17 protein-coding genes are annotated in these 18,107 nt (G+C 66.9%); 15 read left to right on the top strand and 2 right to left on the bottom strand.

The annotated features are described in order from the left end of the window. Window positions 1–149 precede the first annotated feature (149 nt). Genes pdhA through ACIQXM_RS00555 form a run of 3 tightly spaced genes read left to right on the top strand, consistent with a single transcriptional unit; the run spans window position 150 to window position 3,807 of the window. Window positions 150–1,328, top strand: a complete 1,179-nt coding sequence (gene pdhA / locus ACIQXM_RS00565; RefSeq protein WP_400926064.1) for a pyruvate dehydrogenase (acetyl-transferring) E1 component subunit alpha — start codon at window positions 150–152, stop codon at window positions 1,326–1,328. Next, the gene (locus ACIQXM_RS00560) at window positions 1,325–2,368 is read left to right on the top strand and encodes an alpha-ketoacid dehydrogenase subunit beta (RefSeq protein WP_400926061.1); all 1,044 of its coding nucleotides are present in this window, start codon (window positions 1,325–1,327) and stop codon (window positions 2,366–2,368) included. Before pdhA ends, ACIQXM_RS00560 begins: the two co-directional genes overlap by 4 nt. Beyond that, window positions 2,365–3,807, top strand: coding sequence for a dihydrolipoamide acetyltransferase family protein (locus ACIQXM_RS00555; protein WP_400926060.1), 1,443 nt, complete (start codon window positions 2,365–2,367; stop codon window positions 3,805–3,807). Before ACIQXM_RS00560 ends, ACIQXM_RS00555 begins: the two co-directional genes overlap by 4 nt. A 248-nt stretch (window positions 3,808–4,055) precedes the next feature. Here the strand turns inward: ACIQXM_RS00555 and ACIQXM_RS00550 are convergent, their stop codons facing one another. Together ACIQXM_RS00550 and ACIQXM_RS00545 are read right to left on the bottom strand one after the other, a co-directional pair. Beyond that, on the bottom strand, window positions 4,056–4,523 hold the full coding sequence (locus ACIQXM_RS00550) for a GNAT family N-acetyltransferase (RefSeq protein WP_400926058.1): 468 nt from the start codon (window positions 4,521–4,523) through the stop codon (window positions 4,056–4,058). A 37-nt stretch (window positions 4,524–4,560) separates the two neighbouring features. Then, complete coding sequence (locus tag ACIQXM_RS00545; RefSeq protein WP_400926055.1) at window positions 4,561–5,250, bottom strand: TetR/AcrR family transcriptional regulator; 690 nt, start codon at window positions 5,248–5,250, stop codon at window positions 4,561–4,563. Window positions 5,251–5,409: 159 nt separating this feature from the next. On the opposite strand from ACIQXM_RS00545, the gene ACIQXM_RS00540 reads away from it, so the two are divergent. The 12 genes from ACIQXM_RS00540 (at window position 5,410) to ACIQXM_RS00485 (ending at window position 18,099) form a co-directional block, all read left to right on the top strand. After that, window positions 5,410–7,014: a carboxyl transferase domain-containing protein gene (locus ACIQXM_RS00540; RefSeq protein WP_400926052.1), complete on the top strand. Its 1,605-nt coding sequence runs from the start codon at window positions 5,410–5,412 to the stop codon at window positions 7,012–7,014. A 7-nt stretch (window positions 7,015–7,021) separates the two neighbouring features. Continuing rightward, window positions 7,022–9,142 (top strand): acetyl/propionyl/methylcrotonyl-CoA carboxylase subunit alpha, encoded by a 2,121-nt coding sequence (locus ACIQXM_RS00535; RefSeq protein WP_400926049.1) that lies wholly within the window; start codon window positions 7,022–7,024, stop codon window positions 9,140–9,142. Beyond that, window positions 9,129–10,304 carry an acyl-CoA dehydrogenase family protein gene (locus tag ACIQXM_RS00530; protein ID WP_400926046.1) on the top strand — a complete coding sequence of 392 codons (1,176 nt, stop codon included), beginning with the start codon at window positions 9,129–9,131 and terminating at the stop codon, window positions 10,302–10,304. Before ACIQXM_RS00535 ends, ACIQXM_RS00530 begins: the two co-directional genes overlap by 14 nt. A gap of 82 nt (window positions 10,305–10,386) precedes the next feature. After that, a complete protein-coding gene (locus ACIQXM_RS00525) occupies window positions 10,387–11,160 on the top strand; it encodes a CoA transferase subunit A (RefSeq protein ID WP_400926043.1) in 774 nt (257 codons plus the stop codon). A gap of 1 nt (window position 11,161) precedes the next feature. Beyond that, the gene (locus ACIQXM_RS00520; RefSeq protein WP_400926040.1) at window positions 11,162–11,803 is read left to right on the top strand and encodes a 3-oxoacid CoA-transferase subunit B; all 642 of its coding nucleotides are present in this window, start codon (window positions 11,162–11,164) and stop codon (window positions 11,801–11,803) included. Window positions 11,804–11,834: 31 nt separating this feature from the next. Next, window positions 11,835–12,329: a MaoC family dehydratase gene (locus tag ACIQXM_RS00515; RefSeq protein WP_400927672.1), complete on the top strand. Its 495-nt coding sequence runs from the start codon at window positions 11,835–11,837 to the stop codon at window positions 12,327–12,329. Between the two features lie 62 nt (window positions 12,330–12,391). Beyond that, window positions 12,392–13,189 (top strand): HpcH/HpaI aldolase/citrate lyase family protein, encoded by a 798-nt coding sequence (locus tag ACIQXM_RS00510; protein ID WP_400927669.1) that lies wholly within the window; start codon window positions 12,392–12,394, stop codon window positions 13,187–13,189. A gap of 18 nt (window positions 13,190–13,207) precedes the next feature. Next, window positions 13,208–13,930, top strand: a complete 723-nt coding sequence (locus ACIQXM_RS00505; protein WP_400926037.1) for an NAD(P)H-binding protein — start codon at window positions 13,208–13,210, stop codon at window positions 13,928–13,930. Between the two features lie 270 nt (window positions 13,931–14,200). Continuing rightward, window positions 14,201–15,445 carry a 1-deoxy-D-xylulose-5-phosphate reductoisomerase gene (dxr, locus tag ACIQXM_RS00500; protein ID WP_400926035.1) on the top strand — a complete coding sequence of 415 codons (1,245 nt, stop codon included), beginning with the start codon at window positions 14,201–14,203 and terminating at the stop codon, window positions 15,443–15,445. A 40-nt stretch (window positions 15,446–15,485) separates the two neighbouring features. Further along, the gene (locus ACIQXM_RS00495) at window positions 15,486–16,832 is read left to right on the top strand and encodes a M50 family metallopeptidase (protein WP_400926032.1); all 1,347 of its coding nucleotides are present in this window, start codon (window positions 15,486–15,488) and stop codon (window positions 16,830–16,832) included. A gap of 89 nt (window positions 16,833–16,921) precedes the next feature. Continuing rightward, complete coding sequence (locus tag ACIQXM_RS00490) at window positions 16,922–17,602, top strand: MarR family transcriptional regulator (RefSeq protein ID WP_400926029.1); 681 nt, start codon at window positions 16,922–16,924, stop codon at window positions 17,600–17,602. After that, complete coding sequence (locus tag ACIQXM_RS00485; protein ID WP_400926027.1) at window positions 17,602–18,099, top strand: hypothetical protein; 498 nt, start codon at window positions 17,602–17,604, stop codon at window positions 18,097–18,099. The genes ACIQXM_RS00490 and ACIQXM_RS00485 overlap by 1 nt, the downstream gene beginning before the upstream one ends. Window positions 18,100–18,107: the final 8 nt, after the last annotated feature.

Genomic DNA, 18,107 nt, shown 5'->3' with positions numbered 1-18,107 from the left:
CGGCCGAAAGGCGACCCGTAGAGCATAATGCGCAGCGAATCCGGAAACGGTTGTGCTGCCTGATGAGTGTGAGTAGTGTCACAGTTATCCGGGCAACGTCGCCCGGGCATCGGTTCGGTCCCGCCACCCCTGGGGCCCAACACGGAAGGATGCGTACCGACGTGTCTCTGCATACTCCTGTTCGAATTTCTCATGACGGCGCCTCCGCTGCCGTCCCCTACGTCCAGCTGATCCGTCCCGACGGTTCCCGGGCATCCTCCGACTATGACCACTGGGTCTCCGATGTTGACGCTAACCAGCTGCGGGCCCTCTACGAAGATATGGTGGTTATCCGCCGGATCGACACCGAAGCCACCGCACTGCAGCGCCAGGGCGAGCTGGGCCTCTGGCCGCCGCTCCTGGGCCAGGAAGCCGCCCAGATCGGTTCCGCCCGCACCCTGCGTGCCAGCGACTTCGTGTTCGGCAGCTACCGTGAAAACGGCGTTGCCTGGTGCCGCGGCGTGGACCCGGAGTCCCTGATGCGGATGTGGCGGGGCAACGCCGCCGCCGGCTGGGATCCGTTCACCGTCAACATGGCCGCCACCCAGGTCATCATCGGTGCCCAGGCGCTGCACGCGGCCGGCTACGGCATGGGCGTGGTTGCCGACGGAACGGACGACGCCGTGATCACCTACTTCGGCGACGGTGCCACCAGCCAGGGCGACGTGAATGAGGCGATGGTCTTCGCGGCCAGCTTCCATGCGCCCGTGATCTTCTTCTGCTCCAACAACCAGTGGGCCATCTCGGAGCCGGTGGGCCTGCAGGCGCAGGTGCCCATCGCCAACCGCGCCCCGGGCTTCGGCATCCCCTCCGTCCGCGTAGACGGAAACGACGTCCTCGCCGTCATGGCGGTCACCCGCGAGGCACTGGAACGGGCACGCAGCGGCGGAGGACCCAGCTTCATCGAAGCCGTGACCTACCGGATGGGTCCGCACACCACCGCGGATGATCCCACCCGGTACCGCGACGCCGCAGAGCTGGAGGAATGGCGGGCCAAGGATCCGATCAGCCGGGTGGAAGCCCTGCTCCGGTCCGAAGGCCTGTTCACCGGCGAGTTTGAGGAATCGGTGGCTGCCCGCGCGAACGCCGTGGCAGCTGAGCTGCGCCAGGCCTGCATCGGCATGGAACCACCCGCGGCAATGGAACTCTTTGCGCACGTCTACGCCGAACCCAACTCCTGGCTGGAGAACCAGCAGGAGGAATACGCCCGCTACCTCGCCGTGTACGGCACGGAGGACGACGGCGGCACTGACCAGGCTGCGGCCCACACGAAGGGAGAGCGCGCATGAGCAGCATGACTTTTGGCCGTGCCATCAATGCCGGACTCCGCGCCGCCATGGACGCCGACCCCAAGGTCGTCCTGATGGGTGAGGACATCGGCACCCTCGGCGGCGTCTTCCGCATCACCGACGGGCTGAAGAAGGATTTCGGTGGACACCGCGTCATTGACACCCCGCTGGCCGAATCCGGAATCATGGGCACCGCCGTCGGGTTGGCCTTCCGCGGCTACCGTCCGGTGGTGGAAATCCAGTTTGACGGGTTCATCTACCCGGCCTTTGACCAGATTGTGTGCCAGGTGGCCAAGATGCACTACCGCACCCGCGGTGCCGTCAACATGCCGCTGACCATCCGCGTGCCCTTCGGCGGCGGCATCGGTTCACCTGAGCACCACTCGGAGTCTCCGGAAGCATATTTCACCCATACCTCCGGGCTGCGGGTGGTCAGCGTGTCCAACCCGCAGGACGCGTACACGATGATCCAGCAGTCCATCAGCAGCAACGACCCGGTGCTGTTCTTTGAGCCCAAGCGCCGCTACCACGTCAAGGGCGAAGTCAATGAGGACCTCAACGGTGCGCTGCCGCTGGGCTCCGCCCGGGTGGTCACCGAAGGCACCGACGTGACCCTGGTGACCTACGGTCCACTGGTGATGACCGCCGTCGACGCGGCTGTGGCCGCCTCGGACGAGGGTGTTTCCGTGGAAGTCATTGACCTGCGGTCCCTCTCGCCGGTGGATTTCGCCACGGTGGAAGCCTCCGTCCGTAAAACGGGCCGGCTTGTCATCACCCATGAGGCCGGAAAGTCCGGCGGCATGGGGGCTGAAATCTCCGCCAGCATCACCGAGCGCTGCTTCGATTTCCTCGAGCATGCGCCGGTTCGGGTCACCGGCTTTGACGTTCCGTACCCGTCCTCCAAGCTCGAGCACCACCACCTCCCTGATCTGGACCGGATCCTCGACGGCGTGGACCGGGCCCTGCGCCGCCCCAACTCGCTCAGTGCCCGGGATGCCGCCGGCGAAGCACGCGCCATCCTGGAAGGGGCCGGTCTGTGATCAAGGAATTCCGCCTGCCGGACCTGGGCGAGGGGCTGACCGAGTCCGAGATTGTCAGCTGGCATGTGGCAGTAGGGGACAAGGTCACCCTGAACCAGGTCATTGCCGAAGTGGAAACCGCCAAGGCCGTGGTGGAGCTGCCGTCCCCCTACGAAGGAACCGTGGCACTGCTGCATGAGCAGGCCGGATCCGTGGTGGAGGTCGGCGCTCCCATTGTGTCCTTTGACATCGGGGGAGGGGGAGGGCTGGCCGAAGGCGTGGCACCGGCGGATCTGTCCGGTTCGGAGCAGCTCAAGCGCACCCCCAACCTTGTGGGCTACGGTGCTGTTCCCGAGAAGTCCGGCCGTCCCGCGCGGCGCCGCTGGCTGACCGGGGTGCCGCCCCAGGCTGCCGCCCCCACAGCGGAACCTGCTGCCCCAGCCGCAGCTCCGCCCCCCGCCGCAGCTCCGCCCGTCTCCGCGGTTCCGGTCCCGCCCGTCGACCCGGTGCTGCCGCAGGAAGCCGCCGCGCCGCGGCGGGAGCGGCCCCGCTCATCTCCGCCGGTGCGCAAGCTCGCCCGCGACCTCGGGGTGGATCTGGCACACCTGGACGGAACAGGGCCGGACGGACTGATCGTCCGTTCCGATGTTTCCCGGGCCGCCGAGAGCCAGGCGCACAGCATGCAGGCAGCTGTGCAGCAGGTGCCGGAGGCCGGCGCGGCGTCCTCGCCGCTGCCGTCCTCCGCGGTTTCCCCGGGGATGCGTGAGGAGCGGATTCCGGTCGCCGGAATGCGCAAGCACACCGCCGCGGCAATGGTTGCCAGTGCCTTTACGGCACCGCACGTGACCGTTTTCCTGACCGTGGACGTCACGGACTCCATGGCACTGCTGGCGCGCCTCCGCGGCCAAAAGGCGTACGACGGCGTGAAGCTGACGCCGCTGACGCTGGCCGCCAAGGCAGTCTGCCTGGCGCTGGGACGGCATCCGACGCTGAATTCGCGGTGGGACGAGGCCGCACGGGAGATTGTGCAGTACCGCTACGTGAACCTCGGCATTGCCGCAGCCACACCGCGCGGCCTCATGGTTCCCAATGTGAAGGACGCGCAGTCCCTGGGCCTGCGTGCCCTGGCTGAGGCTGTGGGCAATCTGGCGCAGACCGCCCGGGCCGGCAAGACCACCCCGGCGGACCTGTCCGGCGGAACCTTCTCGATCTCCAACGTGGGCGTGTTCGGAATCGATGCCGGAACGCCCATCCTCAATCCGGGAGAGGCCGGGATCCTGGCGCTGGGCGCGGTGCGGGAACAGCCGTGGGTTCATGAAGGCGCGCTCGCGGTGCGTTCGGTCATGACCCTCAGCCTGTCCTTCGACCACCGGCTGGTCGACGGCGAGCAGGGTGCGCGTTTCCTCAACGACGTGGGGGCAGTGCTGGCGGATCCCGCCATGGCCCTGACCCTGATGTAACAGTCACCAATGCACAGAACCCGCCGCCCCATCTTCGGGACGGCGGGTTCTGTGCGTGCCGGACCAGTTCAGCTCACGTTCGAGGTGCAGTGTTTGAGGTGCGGCGTCGGGTTGGTGCCCATCACCGCCGTCGAATGACGCAGTGATGCCGCTATACCCGTCACCAGACGGCATCGTCTCGACACTGGATTCGGATAAGCGACCGTATCTCGACACTCGGCGGAGGGGCTGGACCGAATCGGACCGAACTAGTTCAATTCAAGTTCAAGTTCCCGCACGACGGCGCCGCGGGCGTTGGCGAAGCCCTTCGCCTCGCCCACCACCTTGAAGCCGTACTTCTCCAGGATGGCGATGGAACCGGCGTTGTCCGCGACGGCCCGCGCACGGATGGGGCGCTCGTCGAACTCCTGCAGGAACTGGCCAACAGCGGCCGTGGTGATGCCCTGGCCCCAACGCTCGGTGTCGATCCAGTAACTGATCTCCGGAATTCCGCCTTCACGGTAGGCCATGATGCCGCCCACCACGTCACCGTCGGCCACAATGGTGCGGACGGTGACGGTGGGATCGTTGAGGATGTTCTGCCAATGGTGATCGAAGACACCGCGGTCAGAGGGGTTTTTGGCGGCAAAGCCAACCATATGGTTGGCGCTTGGATCCAGCTGATGGGAAAAGAAGTCATCCAGGTCGGCGGGAACTACGGCACGAAGCTCAATCACAGCAGGTCTTTCTGCTCGGGGGGTTTGGTTCAGGGTACTAGGCATTCAGGGCGGCCCATGCCATGGTTTCGAGCAGCGACCGCAGCCGCGCCGTGTCCCGGGCCAACATTCTTGTATTCAGCGTATGCGAGGTCGAGTTGATCAACCCGAAGACTGCCTGGGCGCGGTCCCGCAGCAGGGGCGGGGGCGAGCCGGGATGCAGAACGGAGAGGGCATCAACCCATACTTCCACGTACTGGCGCTGGAGCTGCCGTACGGTGCGTTTGTCCGGCGCCGGCAGGCTGTTCAAATCCCGGTCCTGGACCCGGATCACGTTCGCCTGCCGCAGGGCGAAGTCCACCTGGAATTCCACCAGCCTGCGCAGCGATTCCTCGGGGGTGGAAGACGCGGCGGCTACGGCTTTTCCGCCGCGGAGCAGGTCCTCGCTCACGCCAACCAGCAGGGCAGTCAGGACCCCGGGCTTGCCGCTGAAGTGGCGGTAGACGGCAGGGCCGCTGACGCCGGCGGCTGCCCCGAGCTCTTCAATGGAAACACCGTTGTAGCCGCGTTCGGCGAAGAGTGCCGCGGCGGCGTCGAGTATGGCCGCCCGGCGGGATGCCTTGGCCAGGCTGCGCCCGGTGGGGCCGCCGGGGCTGACGGTTGATGCGGGCGTTTCCCGTTTCGGCCGGTTCGGCCCGTTCACCGGCGCCGGAGCCGCGGGAAGCGTTTCTTCTGGAACTGCGTCCATGCCCGCCTTTCCGGCAGAGTCGGTTGAGGAACTATTTCCATTGTGGTGGACAGCTGGGTTAATAACCAATAACCTGATTTGAGTTAGCCGTCATTAACCGGTGCTGGAGCTTCCGGCACATGCGCCGGGCAGCTGTCCGCCCTGAGCAGAGAGACGTCAATGGAGACCCTTGCAACCCGGCTCGACCCCGCCTCACCCGAGTACGCCCGCAATGCCGTTGCGCAGGCTGAGCTGGTGCAGGACCTGCGCAAGCGGCTGGAGCAGGCCGCGCTGGGCGGACCGGAGCGTTCCCGGGAACGCCACACGGCCCGCGGAAAGCTGCTGCCGCGCGAACGCGTGGACCGGCTGCTGGACCCGGGCAGCCCGTTCCTGGAGATTTCCCCGCTGGCCGCGGACGGGATGTACGACGACGAGTGCCCCGGCGCCGGCCTGATCGCCGGCATCGGCCTGGTGCAGGGCCGGCAGGTGATGGTGCTGTCCAACGACGCCACCGTCAAGGGCGGCACCTACTATCCCATGACCGTAAAGAAGCACCTGCGCGCCCAGGAAATTGCGCTGGAAAACCGCCTGCCGTGCATTTACCTGGTGGATTCCGGCGGGGCATTCCTGCCCAAACAGGATGATGTTTTTCCGGACCGGGACCACTTTGGCCGGATCTTCTACAACCAGGCCCAGATGTCCGCACGGAAGATCCCGCAGATCTCCGCCGTGCTGGGCTCCTGCACCGCCGGCGGCGCCTACGTGCCGGCCATGAGCGATGAAACCGTCATCGTGCGCAACCAGGGGACCATCTTCCTGGGCGGACCGCCGCTGGTGAAAGCTGCCATCGGCGAGATTGTCACGGCCGAAGAACTTGGCGGCGGCGACCTGCACTCGCGCATCAGCGGCGTCACCGACCACCTGGCGGACAACGATGCCCACGCCCTGGAGATTGTGCGCACCATCGTGGAAACCCTGCCCGTGCATTCCCCGGCCTGGGAGATTCTGCCGACCCGGCCGCCGTCGCACTCCGAAGCCGAAATCTACGGGGCCGTGCCCGCGGACCTCCAAACCCCCTACGACGTCCGGGAGCTCATTGCCCGCCTGGTGGACGGCAGCGAATTCTCCGAATTCAAGAAGGAATACGGCGCCACCCTGGTCACCGGATTCGCCAGGCTCCACGGCCACCGCGTGGGCATCGTGGCCAACAACGGCGTCCTGTTCTCCGAATCAGCGCTCAAGGGCGCGCACTTCATTGAACTGTGCGACCAGCGCGGCATTCCGCTGATCTTCCTGCAGAACATTTCCGGATTCATGGTGGGCCGTGACTACGAGGCCGGCGGCATCGCCAAGAACGGCGCCAAGATGGTCACCGCCGTCGCCACCTGCCGGGTTCCCAAGCTCACGGTTATTGTGGGTGGCTCCTTCGGTGCCGGGAACTATTCCATGTGCGGCCGGGCGTACAGCCCGCGCTTCCTCTGGATGTGGCCGGCGGCCCGGATTTCGGTGATGGGCGGCGCCCAGGCTTCCTCCGTCCTGGCCACCGTCAAGCGCGACCAGCTTGAAGCCCGCGGCGAGGAGTGGGCCGCGGAGGACGAAGAAGCATTCAAGGCACCCATCCGCGAGACCTATGAAACCCAGGGCAGCCCGTACTACTCCACGGCGCGGCTGTGGGACGACGGCGTCATCGACCCGGCGGACACCCGCACCGTCCTGGGCCTGGCCCTGGACGTGTGCGCCAACGCCCCGCTGCCGGAGACCTCCTTCGGCCTGTTCCGGATGTGAGGCAGAAATGACCGAGAAGCTCTTTGACACCGTCCTGGTGGCCAACCGCGGCGAGATCGCGTGCCGCATCATTGCCACGCTGCGGCGGCTGGGTATCCGTTCCGCCGCCGTTTACAGCGACGACGACGCCGGCGCCCGGCACGTGCGCGAAGCCGACGTTGCGGTGCGGCTGGGGCCGGCCGCACCCCGGGAAAGCTACCTCAATGTGGACGCCGTCCTGGCTGCCTGCCGGAGCGTCGGCGCCCAAGCCGTCCACCCCGGCTACGGCTTCCTCAGCGAAAACGCCGATTTCGCCCGGGCACTGGAAGGTGCCGGAATTGTGTTCATCGGCCCCGGAGTACGCGCCCTGGACCTGATGGGGGACAAAATCCGGTCCAAGAACCATGTCTCCTCGCACGGGGTACCCGTGGTTCCCGGCATCGCCGAACCCGGGCTCAGCAATGAGCAGCTCATTGCTGCCGCGGCGGAGGTGGGGTATCCGCTGCTGATCAAGCCCTCCGCCGGCGGCGGCGGCAAGGGCATGCACGTGGTGGAACGCGCGGACCAGCTGCCGGAGATCCTGCCCACCGCACGCCGGGTGGCGGCGTCCGCCTTCGGCGATGACACCCTTTTCCTGGAGCGGCTCATTGCAGTGCCCCGGCACATTGAGGTCCAGGTCCTGGCGGACACCCACGGCAACGTCATTCACCTGGGGGAGCGGGAGTGCTCCCTGCAGCGCCGGCACCAGAAAGTCATCGAGGAAGCCCCGTCCGTGCTGCTGGACGAGGCGACCCGGGAACGGATCGGCCAGGCCGCGTGCGATGCTGCACGCTCCGTGGACTACACCGGCGCCGGGACCGTGGAGTTCCTGGTCTCCGACGCCGCCCCGGGGGAATTCTTCTTCATGGAGATGAACACGCGACTGCAGGTGGAGCATCCGGTCACCGAAATGGTCACCGGCCTGGACCTGGTGGAGGAACAGGTACGCATTGCCGCCGGCGAAAAGCTGCAGCTGGACCAGGGCGATGTCCGCCTGACCGGACACGCCGTTGAAGCCCGCGTGTATGCGGAAAACCCTGCCTCCGGCTTCCTGCCCACCACCGGAACCGTGCATTTCGTGCAGGAGCCGGCGGGGGAAGGCATCCGGGTGGACTCCTCCCTGTTCCCGGGGCTGCCGGTCTCCTCCAGCTATGATCCGATGCTGGCGAAAATCATCGCCTGGGGTCCTGACCGGGACACCGCGCTGAGCCGCCTGGACGCGGCGCTGGCGGACACCGTCATCCTGGGCATCGGCACCAACATTGAATACCTGCGCCTGCTGATCAACGATCCCGAGGTGCGCGCCGGACGCTTGGACACCACGCTGATTGAACGCAGGCTGCCGGACCTGGCTTTCCGCCGCCCCGGGGAGCCGGAACTGGCGGCCGCTGCCCTGGCAACAGCTGCGGACCTGGCGGCGGGACCGTCCCCCTGGGGCCGGGCGGACGGTTGGCGGCTGGGGGCGCGGGCGCCGCTGACGCTCGTGTTCGCCGCCACCGATCCCCAGCTGCCGGACGACGTCGTCGTCCTCCGCGGCACCGTCTCCGGCGCCGCCGTCACCGTCAACGACGGGCCCGAGCGGCAGGCCTCGCTGCTGCGCGAGGGAAACCGCGCCCTGGTGACGCTGGACGGCGTCGTGCATCCGCTCACTTTGGCTTCAGTGCCGGGGGAGGGAAGCGCCGCGCCCACTCTGTGGACCGCAGGTGCCGGTTACGCCGCACCCCTGCGGCTGCGGACCCGCACCGAGCTGCTCGCCGCCGAGCGCGCCGCTGCCGGGCGGGCGGAGGGAGCCGCCGATCCGGTGCTGCGCTCGCCGATGCCCGGCACCGTGGTGGCCGTGGCCGTGGCCGACGGCGACCGGGTCACCGCCGGAGCGCCGCTGCTGAGCGTGGAGGCCATGAAGATGGAGCACCAGCTTGTTGCTCCGGCGGACGGCATTGTCTCCCTGAACCTGCGCCCCGGTGACCTGGTGAAGGCGGACCAGGTGCTGGCCGTGGTGACGCCGGATCCGGTCACCGAAGCACCCGCAGCACCCCAACCACGTCCGGCAGCGGAGCCTGCCGCCGGAACAACCGAATCGCTTGAAGGAGTAGGACATGCCGGACTTTGAACTGAGCGAGGACCACCAGGACCTGGTGGACATGGTGCGCGACTTCGCGGACAACGTGGTGGCACCGGTGTCCGCCCAGCATGACGAGGAGCACAGCTTCCCGTACAAGGTGGTGGCGCAGATGGGCGAGATGGGCCTGTTCGGGCTGCCGTTCCCGGAAGAGTTCGGCGGAATGGGCGGAGACTACTTTGCCCTGGCGCTGGCGCTGGAGCAGCTGGCCCGGGTGGACCAGTCGGTGGCCATCACGCTCGAAGCCGGCGTGTCCCTGGGCGCCATGCCCATCTACAAGTTCGGCACCGAGGAGCAGAAGCAGCAGTGGCTGCCGATGCTGGCCTCCGGCGAGGCGCTCGCGGGCTTCGGACTGACCGAGTCCGAGGCCGGCTCCGACGCCGGCGGCACCCGCACCAAGGCCTACCGCGAGAACGGGCAGTGGGTGATCAACGGAACCAAGCAGTTCATCACCAACTCCGGCACCGACATCACCCGACTGGTCACCGTCACCGCGGTCACCGGCACCTCCGAGGTGCCCGACGGGCAGGGCGGAACCAGGGTCAAGAAGCAGATCTCCACCATCTTGGTGCCCGCCGAAACCCCGGGGTTCACCGCGGAGAAGGCGTACAACAAGGTGGGCTGGAACGCCTCGGACACGCATCCGCTGACCCTGGACAATGTCCGTGTCCCGGAGGCCAACCTGCTGGGCGCCGAAGGCCGCGGCTATGCCAACTTCCTGCAGATTCTGGATGAAGGACGCATCGCCATTGCGGCGCTGGCCACCGGAGCGGCGCAGGGCTGCGTGGAGGAAGCTCTGCGCTACGCCAAGGAGCGGGAACAATTCGGTGCCCCAATCGGCACCAACCAGGCTATTTCCTTCCGGATCGCCCGCATGCAGACCCGTGCCCACACCGCCCGCCTGGCCTACTATGACGCGGCAGCGCGGATGCTGGCCGGCAAGCCGTTCAAGACCCAGGCCGCCATGGCCAAGCTGGTGGCCGGTGAAGCAGCCATGGACAACGCCCGCGACGCCACCCAGATTTTTGGCGGCTACGGCTTCATCAATGAGTACCGTGTGGCACGGCACTACCGCGACTCCAAAATCCTTGAAGTGGGCGAGGGAACCACGGAGGTCCAGCTGATGCTCATTGCCCGCGAGCTGGGGCTCTAGGATAAGCGGAACACCCCGGTGAGAACCGGCGGCCCAGGCCGCCGGCAGGTTGGTCAAGGACGATTAACGAACGGACACAGTCATGATTGACAAGGTGGTAGGCACAGCGGCGGAGGCGGTCGCGGACATCGCCGACGGCGCTTCGCTGGCAGTGGGCGGCTTTGGGCTCTGCGGCATTCCCGTCGCACTGATCGATGCCCTGCATGACCAGGGTGCCGCGGACCTGGAGACGGTCAGCAACAACTGCGGCGTGGACGACTGGGGGCTCGGCCGGCTGCTGGCCGATCACCGCATCCGCCGCACCGTCAGTTCCTATGTGGGTGAAAACAAGGAGTTCGCGAGGCAGTTCCTGGCCGGCGAGCTGGAAGTCATCCTGACACCGCAGGGCACCCTGGCTGAAAAGCTGCGGGCCGGCGGGGCGGGCATTCCCGCGTTTTACACCAGCGCCGGAGTGGGCACCCAGGTCAGCGAGGGCGGGCTGCCACAGAAGTACGACGGCGACGGCGGGGTCCTGCAGGCTTCCGAGCCCAAGGAGGTGCGCACCTTCAACGACGCCCCGTTTGTGTTGGAGGAAGCACTGACCCCCGACTTCGCGCTGGTGCATGCCTGGAAGGGAGACCGGCACGGCAACCTGGTTTTCCGCGCCACGGCCATGAACTTCAATCCGCTCTGCGCCATGGCCGGACAAACCACCATTGCCGAAGTGGAGGAACTGGTGGAACCGGGCGAGTTGGATCCGGCGCAGATCCACGTCCCCGGAATCTACGTCCAGCGTGTGGTGGAAGTGGGCGCCGGGGAGAAACGGATCGAAAAACGCACGGTCCGGCAGCCGTCCGATACACCGAAGGAGGCCTGACATGGCCCTGACACGTCATGAACTTGCCGCCCGGGTGGCCCGGGAACTGGAGAACGGCCAGTACGTCAATCTGGGAATCGGCATGCCCACGCTCATCCCCAACTACATTCCCGACGGTGTGGAAGTGGTGCTGCACTCCGAAAACGGGGTACTCGGCGTCGGGCCCTATCCGCTGGAAGCAGACCTGGATGCGGACCTGATCAACGCCGGCAAGGAAACCGTGACGGTGAACTCCGGTGCCTCGTTCTTTGACTCAGCGGCCTCCTTTGGCATGGTCCGGGGCGGGCATGTGGACGTTGCCGTGCTGGGAGCCATGGAAGTGGCAGCCAACGGCGACCTGGCCAACTGGATGATTCCGGGCAAGATGGTCAAGGGAATGGGCGGAGCCATGGACCTGGTGTTCGGGGCCAAACGGCTCATCGTCATGATGGACCACACGGACCGCAGCGGGCAGCCGAAGATCGTCACCGAATGCTCCCTGCCGCTCACCGGCCGGGCCTGCGTGGATTTGATTGTTACCGACCTCGCCGTGATCGAGGTGGGTCCGGAGGGACTGATCCTGCGTGAAACCGCTCCGGGCGTCAGCGTGGATGAAGTCCTCGCCGCCACCGGCGCACCACTGGAGGTAACCCTTGACGTATGAGGCACCGGACGCCGGCACCGAAGAACTTGCCATGGCCCCCCGGGTGGTGGAGCAGCGCGGCCTGTGGTTTGAGGAGTTCGAGCCGGGAGTCGTTTACCGGCACCGGCCGGGACGCACCCTGACGGAGGCGGACAATGTCCTGTTCACCACCCTGACCATGAACACCCAGGGCCTGCACCTGGATGCGGCCTACAGCGCGGACCAGCCGTTCGGGCAGCGGCTGGTGAACTCCATGCTGACCCTGGCCACGATGGTGGGCCAATCCGTGGGGCAGCTGACCCAGGGCACGCTGGTGGCGCAGCTGGGGCTGGGAGACATCAGTTTCCCGCATCCGCTCTTCCACGGGGACACCCTGTATACGGAAACCGAAGTGGTGGACAAACGGCTCTCCGGCTCCCGGCCGGGGCAGGGAATCGTCACGCTGACGCACACGGGACGGAACCAGGCGGGGAACATTGTGGGACGGTGCACCCGGACCGCACTGGTGTGGACGCAGGCTGCCGGAACAGAGGCTGAGATAAGTTGAAGGCAGCGTTCCACACTGAACATGTTCCACATTAAAGGAGACCCCGCGTGACCACATTCCCCATGGGACCTGCACTGCTCTTCTGCCCGGGAGACCGGCCGGAACGGTTCACCAAGGCAGCCGACCGGGCGGACGCGGTGATCCTGGACCTGGAAGACGCCGTCGCACCCGCTGACAAGGAGGCGGCTCGCCAAAACCTTATCGCCTCCACCCTGGATCCGGCCACCACCATAGTCCGCGTCAACCCGGTGGGCACTCCGGACTTCGAGAAAGACCTGGCCGCGGTGCGCCGGACCCCGTACCGCACGCTGATGGTGGCCAAAGCCGAAGACCCCGCCGCCATGGAGGCGGCGCTCGCCGGCTTCACGGTCCTCGCACTTTTGGAAACGGCGCTGGGCGTGGTCCGTGCCGCGGAGATTGCGCAGCTCTCCTGCGTGGCGGGCCTGATGTGGGGCGCCGAGGACTTGATGGCATCCCTCGGCGGGGACTCCAGCAGGGGACCGGACGGCAGCTACCGGGGTGTGGCACAGCATGCACGGGCCACGGTGCTGCTGGCCGCCGGTGCCTTCGGCAAGGGTGCAGTGGATTCGATCTACGGCAACATCCCGGACGTCCAGGGCCTGGAGATCGAGGCACGAGATGCAGCGGCCTCCGGGTTCGCTGCCAAGGCCTGCATCCATCCGGGCCAGGTGGCAGCCGTGCGGGCCGCCTATGCGCCGTCGGAAGAGGAACTGGCCTACGCGGAGGATGTGACCGCCGAGGCCGCCAAGCACGGCGGGGTGTTCAGTTTCCGGGGTGAAATGATCGACGGTCCGCTGCTGAAGCAGGCCCGCCAGACCCTGCAGCGCGCCGGCCGCTAACGAAGGCTGCTGCGGGTTTTGCAGTGTGCCCGGGACACCGGGACCGCGCTGCGCTACCTTCGAAGGATGCGCATAGTCATAGCAGGAGCCCATGGCCAGATTGCCCGCGAACTGGGCCGGCTGCTCACCGCCCACGGTCACGATGTGGCAGGCCTGATCCGCAACCCTGACCAGGCGGGGGATCTGGAGGCCGACGGCGTAGCGCCGGTGGTCATTGACCTCGAGAACAGCACGGCCGACGACGTCATCCAGGTCCTGACCGGTGCTGATGCAGCGGTGTTTGCCGCCGGCGCCGGACCGGGCAGCGGGGCGGAGCGCAAGGATTCTGTTGACCGGGGCGCCGCCGTCCTGCTGGCGGAGGGCGCCGAACAGGCCGGGGTGGTGCGCTTCGTGCAGATTTCCTCGGTGGGGCTGGACGCCGTCCGCGGAGGTGCCCGGCCGGACGGGTTGGACGACGTCATGTATGCCTACCTCACGGCAAAGCTTGCCGCGGAAGAGGACCTCATCACCCGTGATCTGGACTGGACCATCCTGCGGCCCGGACGCCTGACCAATGATCAGGGTGAGGGACTGGTGGAGCTGGCTCCGTCCGTGCCGCAGGGCAGCATTCCCCGCCACGACGTCGCTGCCGTCCTCGCGGAGCTGATCAACAGCGGCCGCGGCAGCCGGCAGATCCTGGAAGTCGTCACCGGTTCGTCGAGCATCCCGGACGCCGTGGCTGCGCTGCCTATCACCCTCTAACTGCCTGCGCCTTCTTCATGCCGTCGGCGTCCGTCGTGCAGATAACGGGCCTTGCGAAAATCCTTCGTGCAGTTCAAGGGACTAAACCGGGCGAAAACTCCTTTTTGAGCCCGCGAGCTGTACGAAGGTTTGGCGGGGCGGGTGTTTGAGCCCGGGAGCTGCCCGAAGGTTTCGCGGGGCGGGTGTTTGAGCCCGGGAGCTGCCCGAAGGATTGGACGGGAACCGTGCCGCGGGCGATCCCCGGCGGCGCCCGTGCGCGATACTGGAAACATGCAGCTTCCAGGAATTCCCGGCACCCCGTCCGCAGCTACTGACCGGCCCTTTGGCAGCACCGAGGGCGTTCCCCGCCGCATCGTGCTCTTGGGCTCCACCGGTTCCATCGGCACCCAGGCCATTGACGTGGCCGATGCCGCACCCGAGCTTTTCACCATCGTTGCCCTCGCTGCCGGCGGGACGAACGTCGAGCTGCTGGCCCGTCAGGCCGTCCACACCCGGGCAGCTGCCGTCGGCTGCGCTCTCGTGGACACTGCAACCCTGAACAAAGCGGTGCAGGACGCCGCCCGCACCGCAGGCGTGACGGACTACGACCCGGAGCTGTTCACCGGCCCCTCGGCCGCCACCGCCATCGCGGCGTGGCCCGAAGCCGATGTGGTCCTCAACGGCATTACCGGCTCCATTGGACTGGAACCCACCCTTGCGGCTCTGGCCGCCGGGCACCTGCTGGCGCTGGCCAACAAGGAATCCCTGATCGTCGGGGGAGAGCTGGTCAAGAAAGCCGCCGCCCCCGGGCAGCTGGTGCCCGTGGATTCGGAGCACTCCGCTCTTGCCCAGGCGCTGCGCTCCGGCACCCCGGAGGAAGTGGACCGGCTGATTGTGACTGCCTCCGGCGGACCATTCCGCGGCATGGCGCGTTCGGAACTGCAGAACGTCACCCCCGACCAGGCGCTGGCGCACCCTACCTGGAAGATGGGCCGGATGGTCACCACCAATTCTGCGTCCATGGTCAACAAGGCCCTCGAAGTGATCGAGGCACACCTGCTCTTTGACGTCCCGCTGGAGAAGATCGACGTCGTCGTGCATCCCCAATCCGTGGTGCACTCCATGGTCCAGTTCGTGGACGGCTCCACCATTGCGCAGGCATCGCCCCCGGACATGCGCCTGCCGATTGCGCTCGGTATGGGATGGCCGCACCGTGTACCCGGAGCTGCCAAGCCGTGCGACTGGACCCGCGCCGCCGAGTGGACGTTCGAGCCGCTGGATGAGGAAGCCTTCCCCGCCGTCGCGCTGGCCAAGCGCACCGCCGCAGCCGGCGGGACCGGAATGGCCGTGTACAACGCCGCCAATGAGGAGGCTGTGGATGCCTTCCACGACGGTCTCATCGGATTCACAGACATCGTTGATACGATCGCCGCCGTACTTGCCGAACACACCGACTCTGCGCCGCTGACGCTGGAGTCAGTGCTGGCAGCGGAGAAGTGGGCCCGCGAGGCTGCACGGAAACGCTGCGGACGCTAAAGGCCATGACCCGTTGTTCCCCTGATCCGAAGGAAATCCGTTGACCGTTCTGCTCTTCATCCTCGGCGTGCTGTTTGTGGCGGTGGGAGTTGCCGTGTCCATCGCCCTGCACGAGGTGGGCCATCTGGTGCCGGCCAAGGCCTTCAAGGTCCGGGTGACGCAGTACATGATCGGCTTCGGTCCCACCGTCTTCTCCCGGCGCCGCGGCGAAACCGAATACGGATTCAAGGCACTGCCGCTGGGCGGCTATGTGTCCATGGTGGGCATGTACCCGCCCAACAAGGCTGACGACGCCGAGGGCACAGTCCGCGCCTCCAGCACCGGAATGTTCCAGCAGCTGGCCACGGATGCCCGTGCCGCTGCAGCCGAGCAGCTGCAGCCGGGCGACGAGAACCGGATGTTCTACAACCTGCCGATTTGGAAGCGCATCATCGTGATGCTCGGCGGTCCCTTCATGAACCTGGTGATTGGCACTGTTCTTTTCGCCGTCCTGCTCATGGGTTTCGGCACGGCCCAGAGCACCACCACGCTCGCCGAGGTCAACCAGTGCGTCATCACCTCCGACCAGGCGGCACAGGGCCAGACCGAGTGCACGGACGCCGACCCGGCCGCTCCCGCATATCAGGCGGGGCTGCTGCCCGGCGACACCGTCACCGCCTTTGACGGCAACCCCGTGTCCGGCTGGGATGACCTCTCGGCGCAGATCAAGGAAGCAGCCGGCCGCCAGGTGCCGATCACTTACGAGCGCGACGGCGTGGAACAGGAAACCGTCATCACGCCGCTGCTGACGGAACGGCCGGTGGCCGGCGACGACGGTGCGCCCGTCACGGACGACGCCGGCAACCCCGTGACGCAGGAAGTCGGTTTCATCGGAGTGGCAGCTTCCACGGAGCTGGTCCGGCAGCCGGGTTCTGCTGTTCTCCCGGCCGTGGGGGAGAACCTGAAGAGCATTGCGGGCGTCATTGTCCATCTGCCGCAGCGCGTCGTGGACGTAGGCAAGGCGGCCTTCTCTTCCGAAGAGCGGGATCCCAACGGCCCTATCAGCGTGGTGGGCGTGGGCCGCATAGCCGGAGAGATCTCCGCCCTCGAAGAGGTGCCGGTTGCCAGCAAGGTGGCCACACTGGTTGGCCTGGTGGCCAGCGTTAACCTGGCCCTCTTTGTGTTCAACCTGATTCCGCTGTTGCCTCTGGACGGCGGGCACGTTGCCGGAGCCCTGTGGGAAGGGCTGCGCCGCCGCACCGCCAAACTCTTCAAGCGGCCGGATCCCGGTCATTTTGACCTCGCCAAAATGCTGCCGGTGACCTACGTGGTGTTTGCCCTGCTGATGGGAATGAGCGTGCTGCTGATCTACGCAGACATCGTGAAGCCGGTCAGCCTCTTCAACTAGCAAGCTCGTCCACACCGCGATCCGGACGATTCCCGAAGTTGAAGCCGGAATCGGTTGTAATTTGAATTACAACCGCATACGGTTTCAATATGTTCGTGTTGACGGTCGACCAAAAAGGCAGCCGCAGCGGCCGGGACCGTGTTCCGGACCTCCTCGAGCTGTTGGGAAACCTGCCGCTGGACCGCCCGTTCGAACGGTCCGTGGGTGACGAAGTCCAGGGCATCGCCAGCGACGCGTCGGTGGCCGTGGACGCTGCGCTTAGGGCGCTGCGGGACGGCCACTGGTCCGTGGGCATCGGAGTGGGTCCCGTGGATACTCCCTTGCCCGCCACCACCCGCGAGGCATCGGGGGCGGCCTTCGTGGCGGCCCGCGAGGCCGTTGACCGGGCCAAGAAAACCGGCGACCGTCCGCCGGTTGCAGTGGCCGGGGCTCCCGGGGCGGCTGAGGCCGAAGCAGTGCTGGTCCTGATCGGCCGGCTGATCCGGGACCGCAGCGCAGAACAGTGGCGAATTCTGGACCATGTGGAACCCGGGATCTGGGGAGCCCAAAGCGCTGCCGCCCGTAAGCTCGGGGTCAGCCCGCAGTCAGTGGGAAAAACCGCAGCCCGAGCCGGATGGCAGGAAGAATGGGCGGCCCGCCCTGCTGCAGCGGTGCTCCTGGCCCGCGCGGACTCGCAGGCTTCGGCGGAAACCACGGCGGACCCAATCCAGGCCGAGGCGTCATCCAAAGCCGATGTCCGGCGCCCTGCCGATGAGACGGAGCACCGGTGATGGACTTCATCTGGATAGTCCTGACCCTGCTGGCGGCGGCACTCCTCGGCTGGCCCGTTACGGCCGGAGTGCTCCGGCTCGCCCGCGCGGTGGAAGCTTCCGGTCCGCCGTTTACCGAAGCCGATCCCGCCGCTGATCAGGATCTGGACGGAGAACTGCGGGCCGCGGGCCGGGTGCAGGGGCCGGTTTTGTCCGGCGGGGCATCGGCAGGTCCGCCGCCGTCAGCACCGCCTCGATATACAAGCCGGACTCCTGCCGCGGGCTCGGTGCTTCGCGGCGGACTGGTGATCGGCGTCCTGGAACGCCTGGCCGTCGCGGCCGCCGTCCTGGCTTCCGAGCCGGTGGCCATCGCCTATGTGGTGGCGGTGAAGGGCCTCGGCCGGTACGCGGAGCTCAAGGAAACTCCCGCAGCAGCTGAACGGTTCATTATCGGCACCCTGGCCTCCATGCTGTGGGCGGTTGGCGTGGCGGCCGCAGCCCGCGCCTTCCTGCTGTGACGATGACA

The sequence above is a fragment of the Arthrobacter sp. NPDC097144 genome, assembly GCF_044762205.1.
Classification (GTDB): Bacteria; Actinomycetota; Actinomycetes; order Actinomycetales; family Micrococcaceae; genus Arthrobacter_B.
Note: the sequence above shows the minus strand (reverse complement) of the source record. Positions and strands in the feature narration are given on the sequence as shown.

Coding starts and splice junctions, on each gene's coding strand:
- pdhA (WP_400926064.1), top strand. CDS start 150: ATGCGTACCGACGTGTCTCTGCATACTCCTGTTCGAATTTCTCATGAC.
- ACIQXM_RS00560 (WP_400926061.1), top strand. CDS start 1,325: ATGAGCAGCATGACTTTTGGCCGTGCCATCAATGCCGGACTCCGCGCC.
- ACIQXM_RS00545 (WP_400926055.1), bottom strand. CDS start 5,250: ATGGACGCAGTTCCAGAAGAAACGCTTCCCGCGGCTCCGGCGCCGGTG.
- ACIQXM_RS00540 (WP_400926052.1), top strand. CDS start 5,410: ATGGAGACCCTTGCAACCCGGCTCGACCCCGCCTCACCCGAGTACGCC.
- ACIQXM_RS00535 (WP_400926049.1), top strand. CDS start 7,022: ATGACCGAGAAGCTCTTTGACACCGTCCTGGTGGCCAACCGCGGCGAG.
- ACIQXM_RS00530 (WP_400926046.1), top strand. CDS start 9,129: ATGCCGGACTTTGAACTGAGCGAGGACCACCAGGACCTGGTGGACATG.
- ACIQXM_RS00525 (WP_400926043.1), top strand. CDS start 10,387: ATGATTGACAAGGTGGTAGGCACAGCGGCGGAGGCGGTCGCGGACATC.
- ACIQXM_RS00520 (WP_400926040.1), top strand. CDS start 11,162: ATGGCCCTGACACGTCATGAACTTGCCGCCCGGGTGGCCCGGGAACTG.
- ACIQXM_RS00515 (WP_400927672.1), top strand. CDS start 11,835: ATGGCCCCCCGGGTGGTGGAGCAGCGCGGCCTGTGGTTTGAGGAGTTC.
- ACIQXM_RS00510 (WP_400927669.1), top strand. CDS start 12,392: ATGGGACCTGCACTGCTCTTCTGCCCGGGAGACCGGCCGGAACGGTTC.
- dxr (WP_400926035.1), top strand. CDS start 14,201: ATGCAGCTTCCAGGAATTCCCGGCACCCCGTCCGCAGCTACTGACCGG.
- ACIQXM_RS00490 (WP_400926029.1), top strand. CDS start 16,922: ATGTTCGTGTTGACGGTCGACCAAAAAGGCAGCCGCAGCGGCCGGGAC.
- ACIQXM_RS00485 (WP_400926027.1), top strand. CDS start 17,602: ATGGACTTCATCTGGATAGTCCTGACCCTGCTGGCGGCGGCACTCCTC.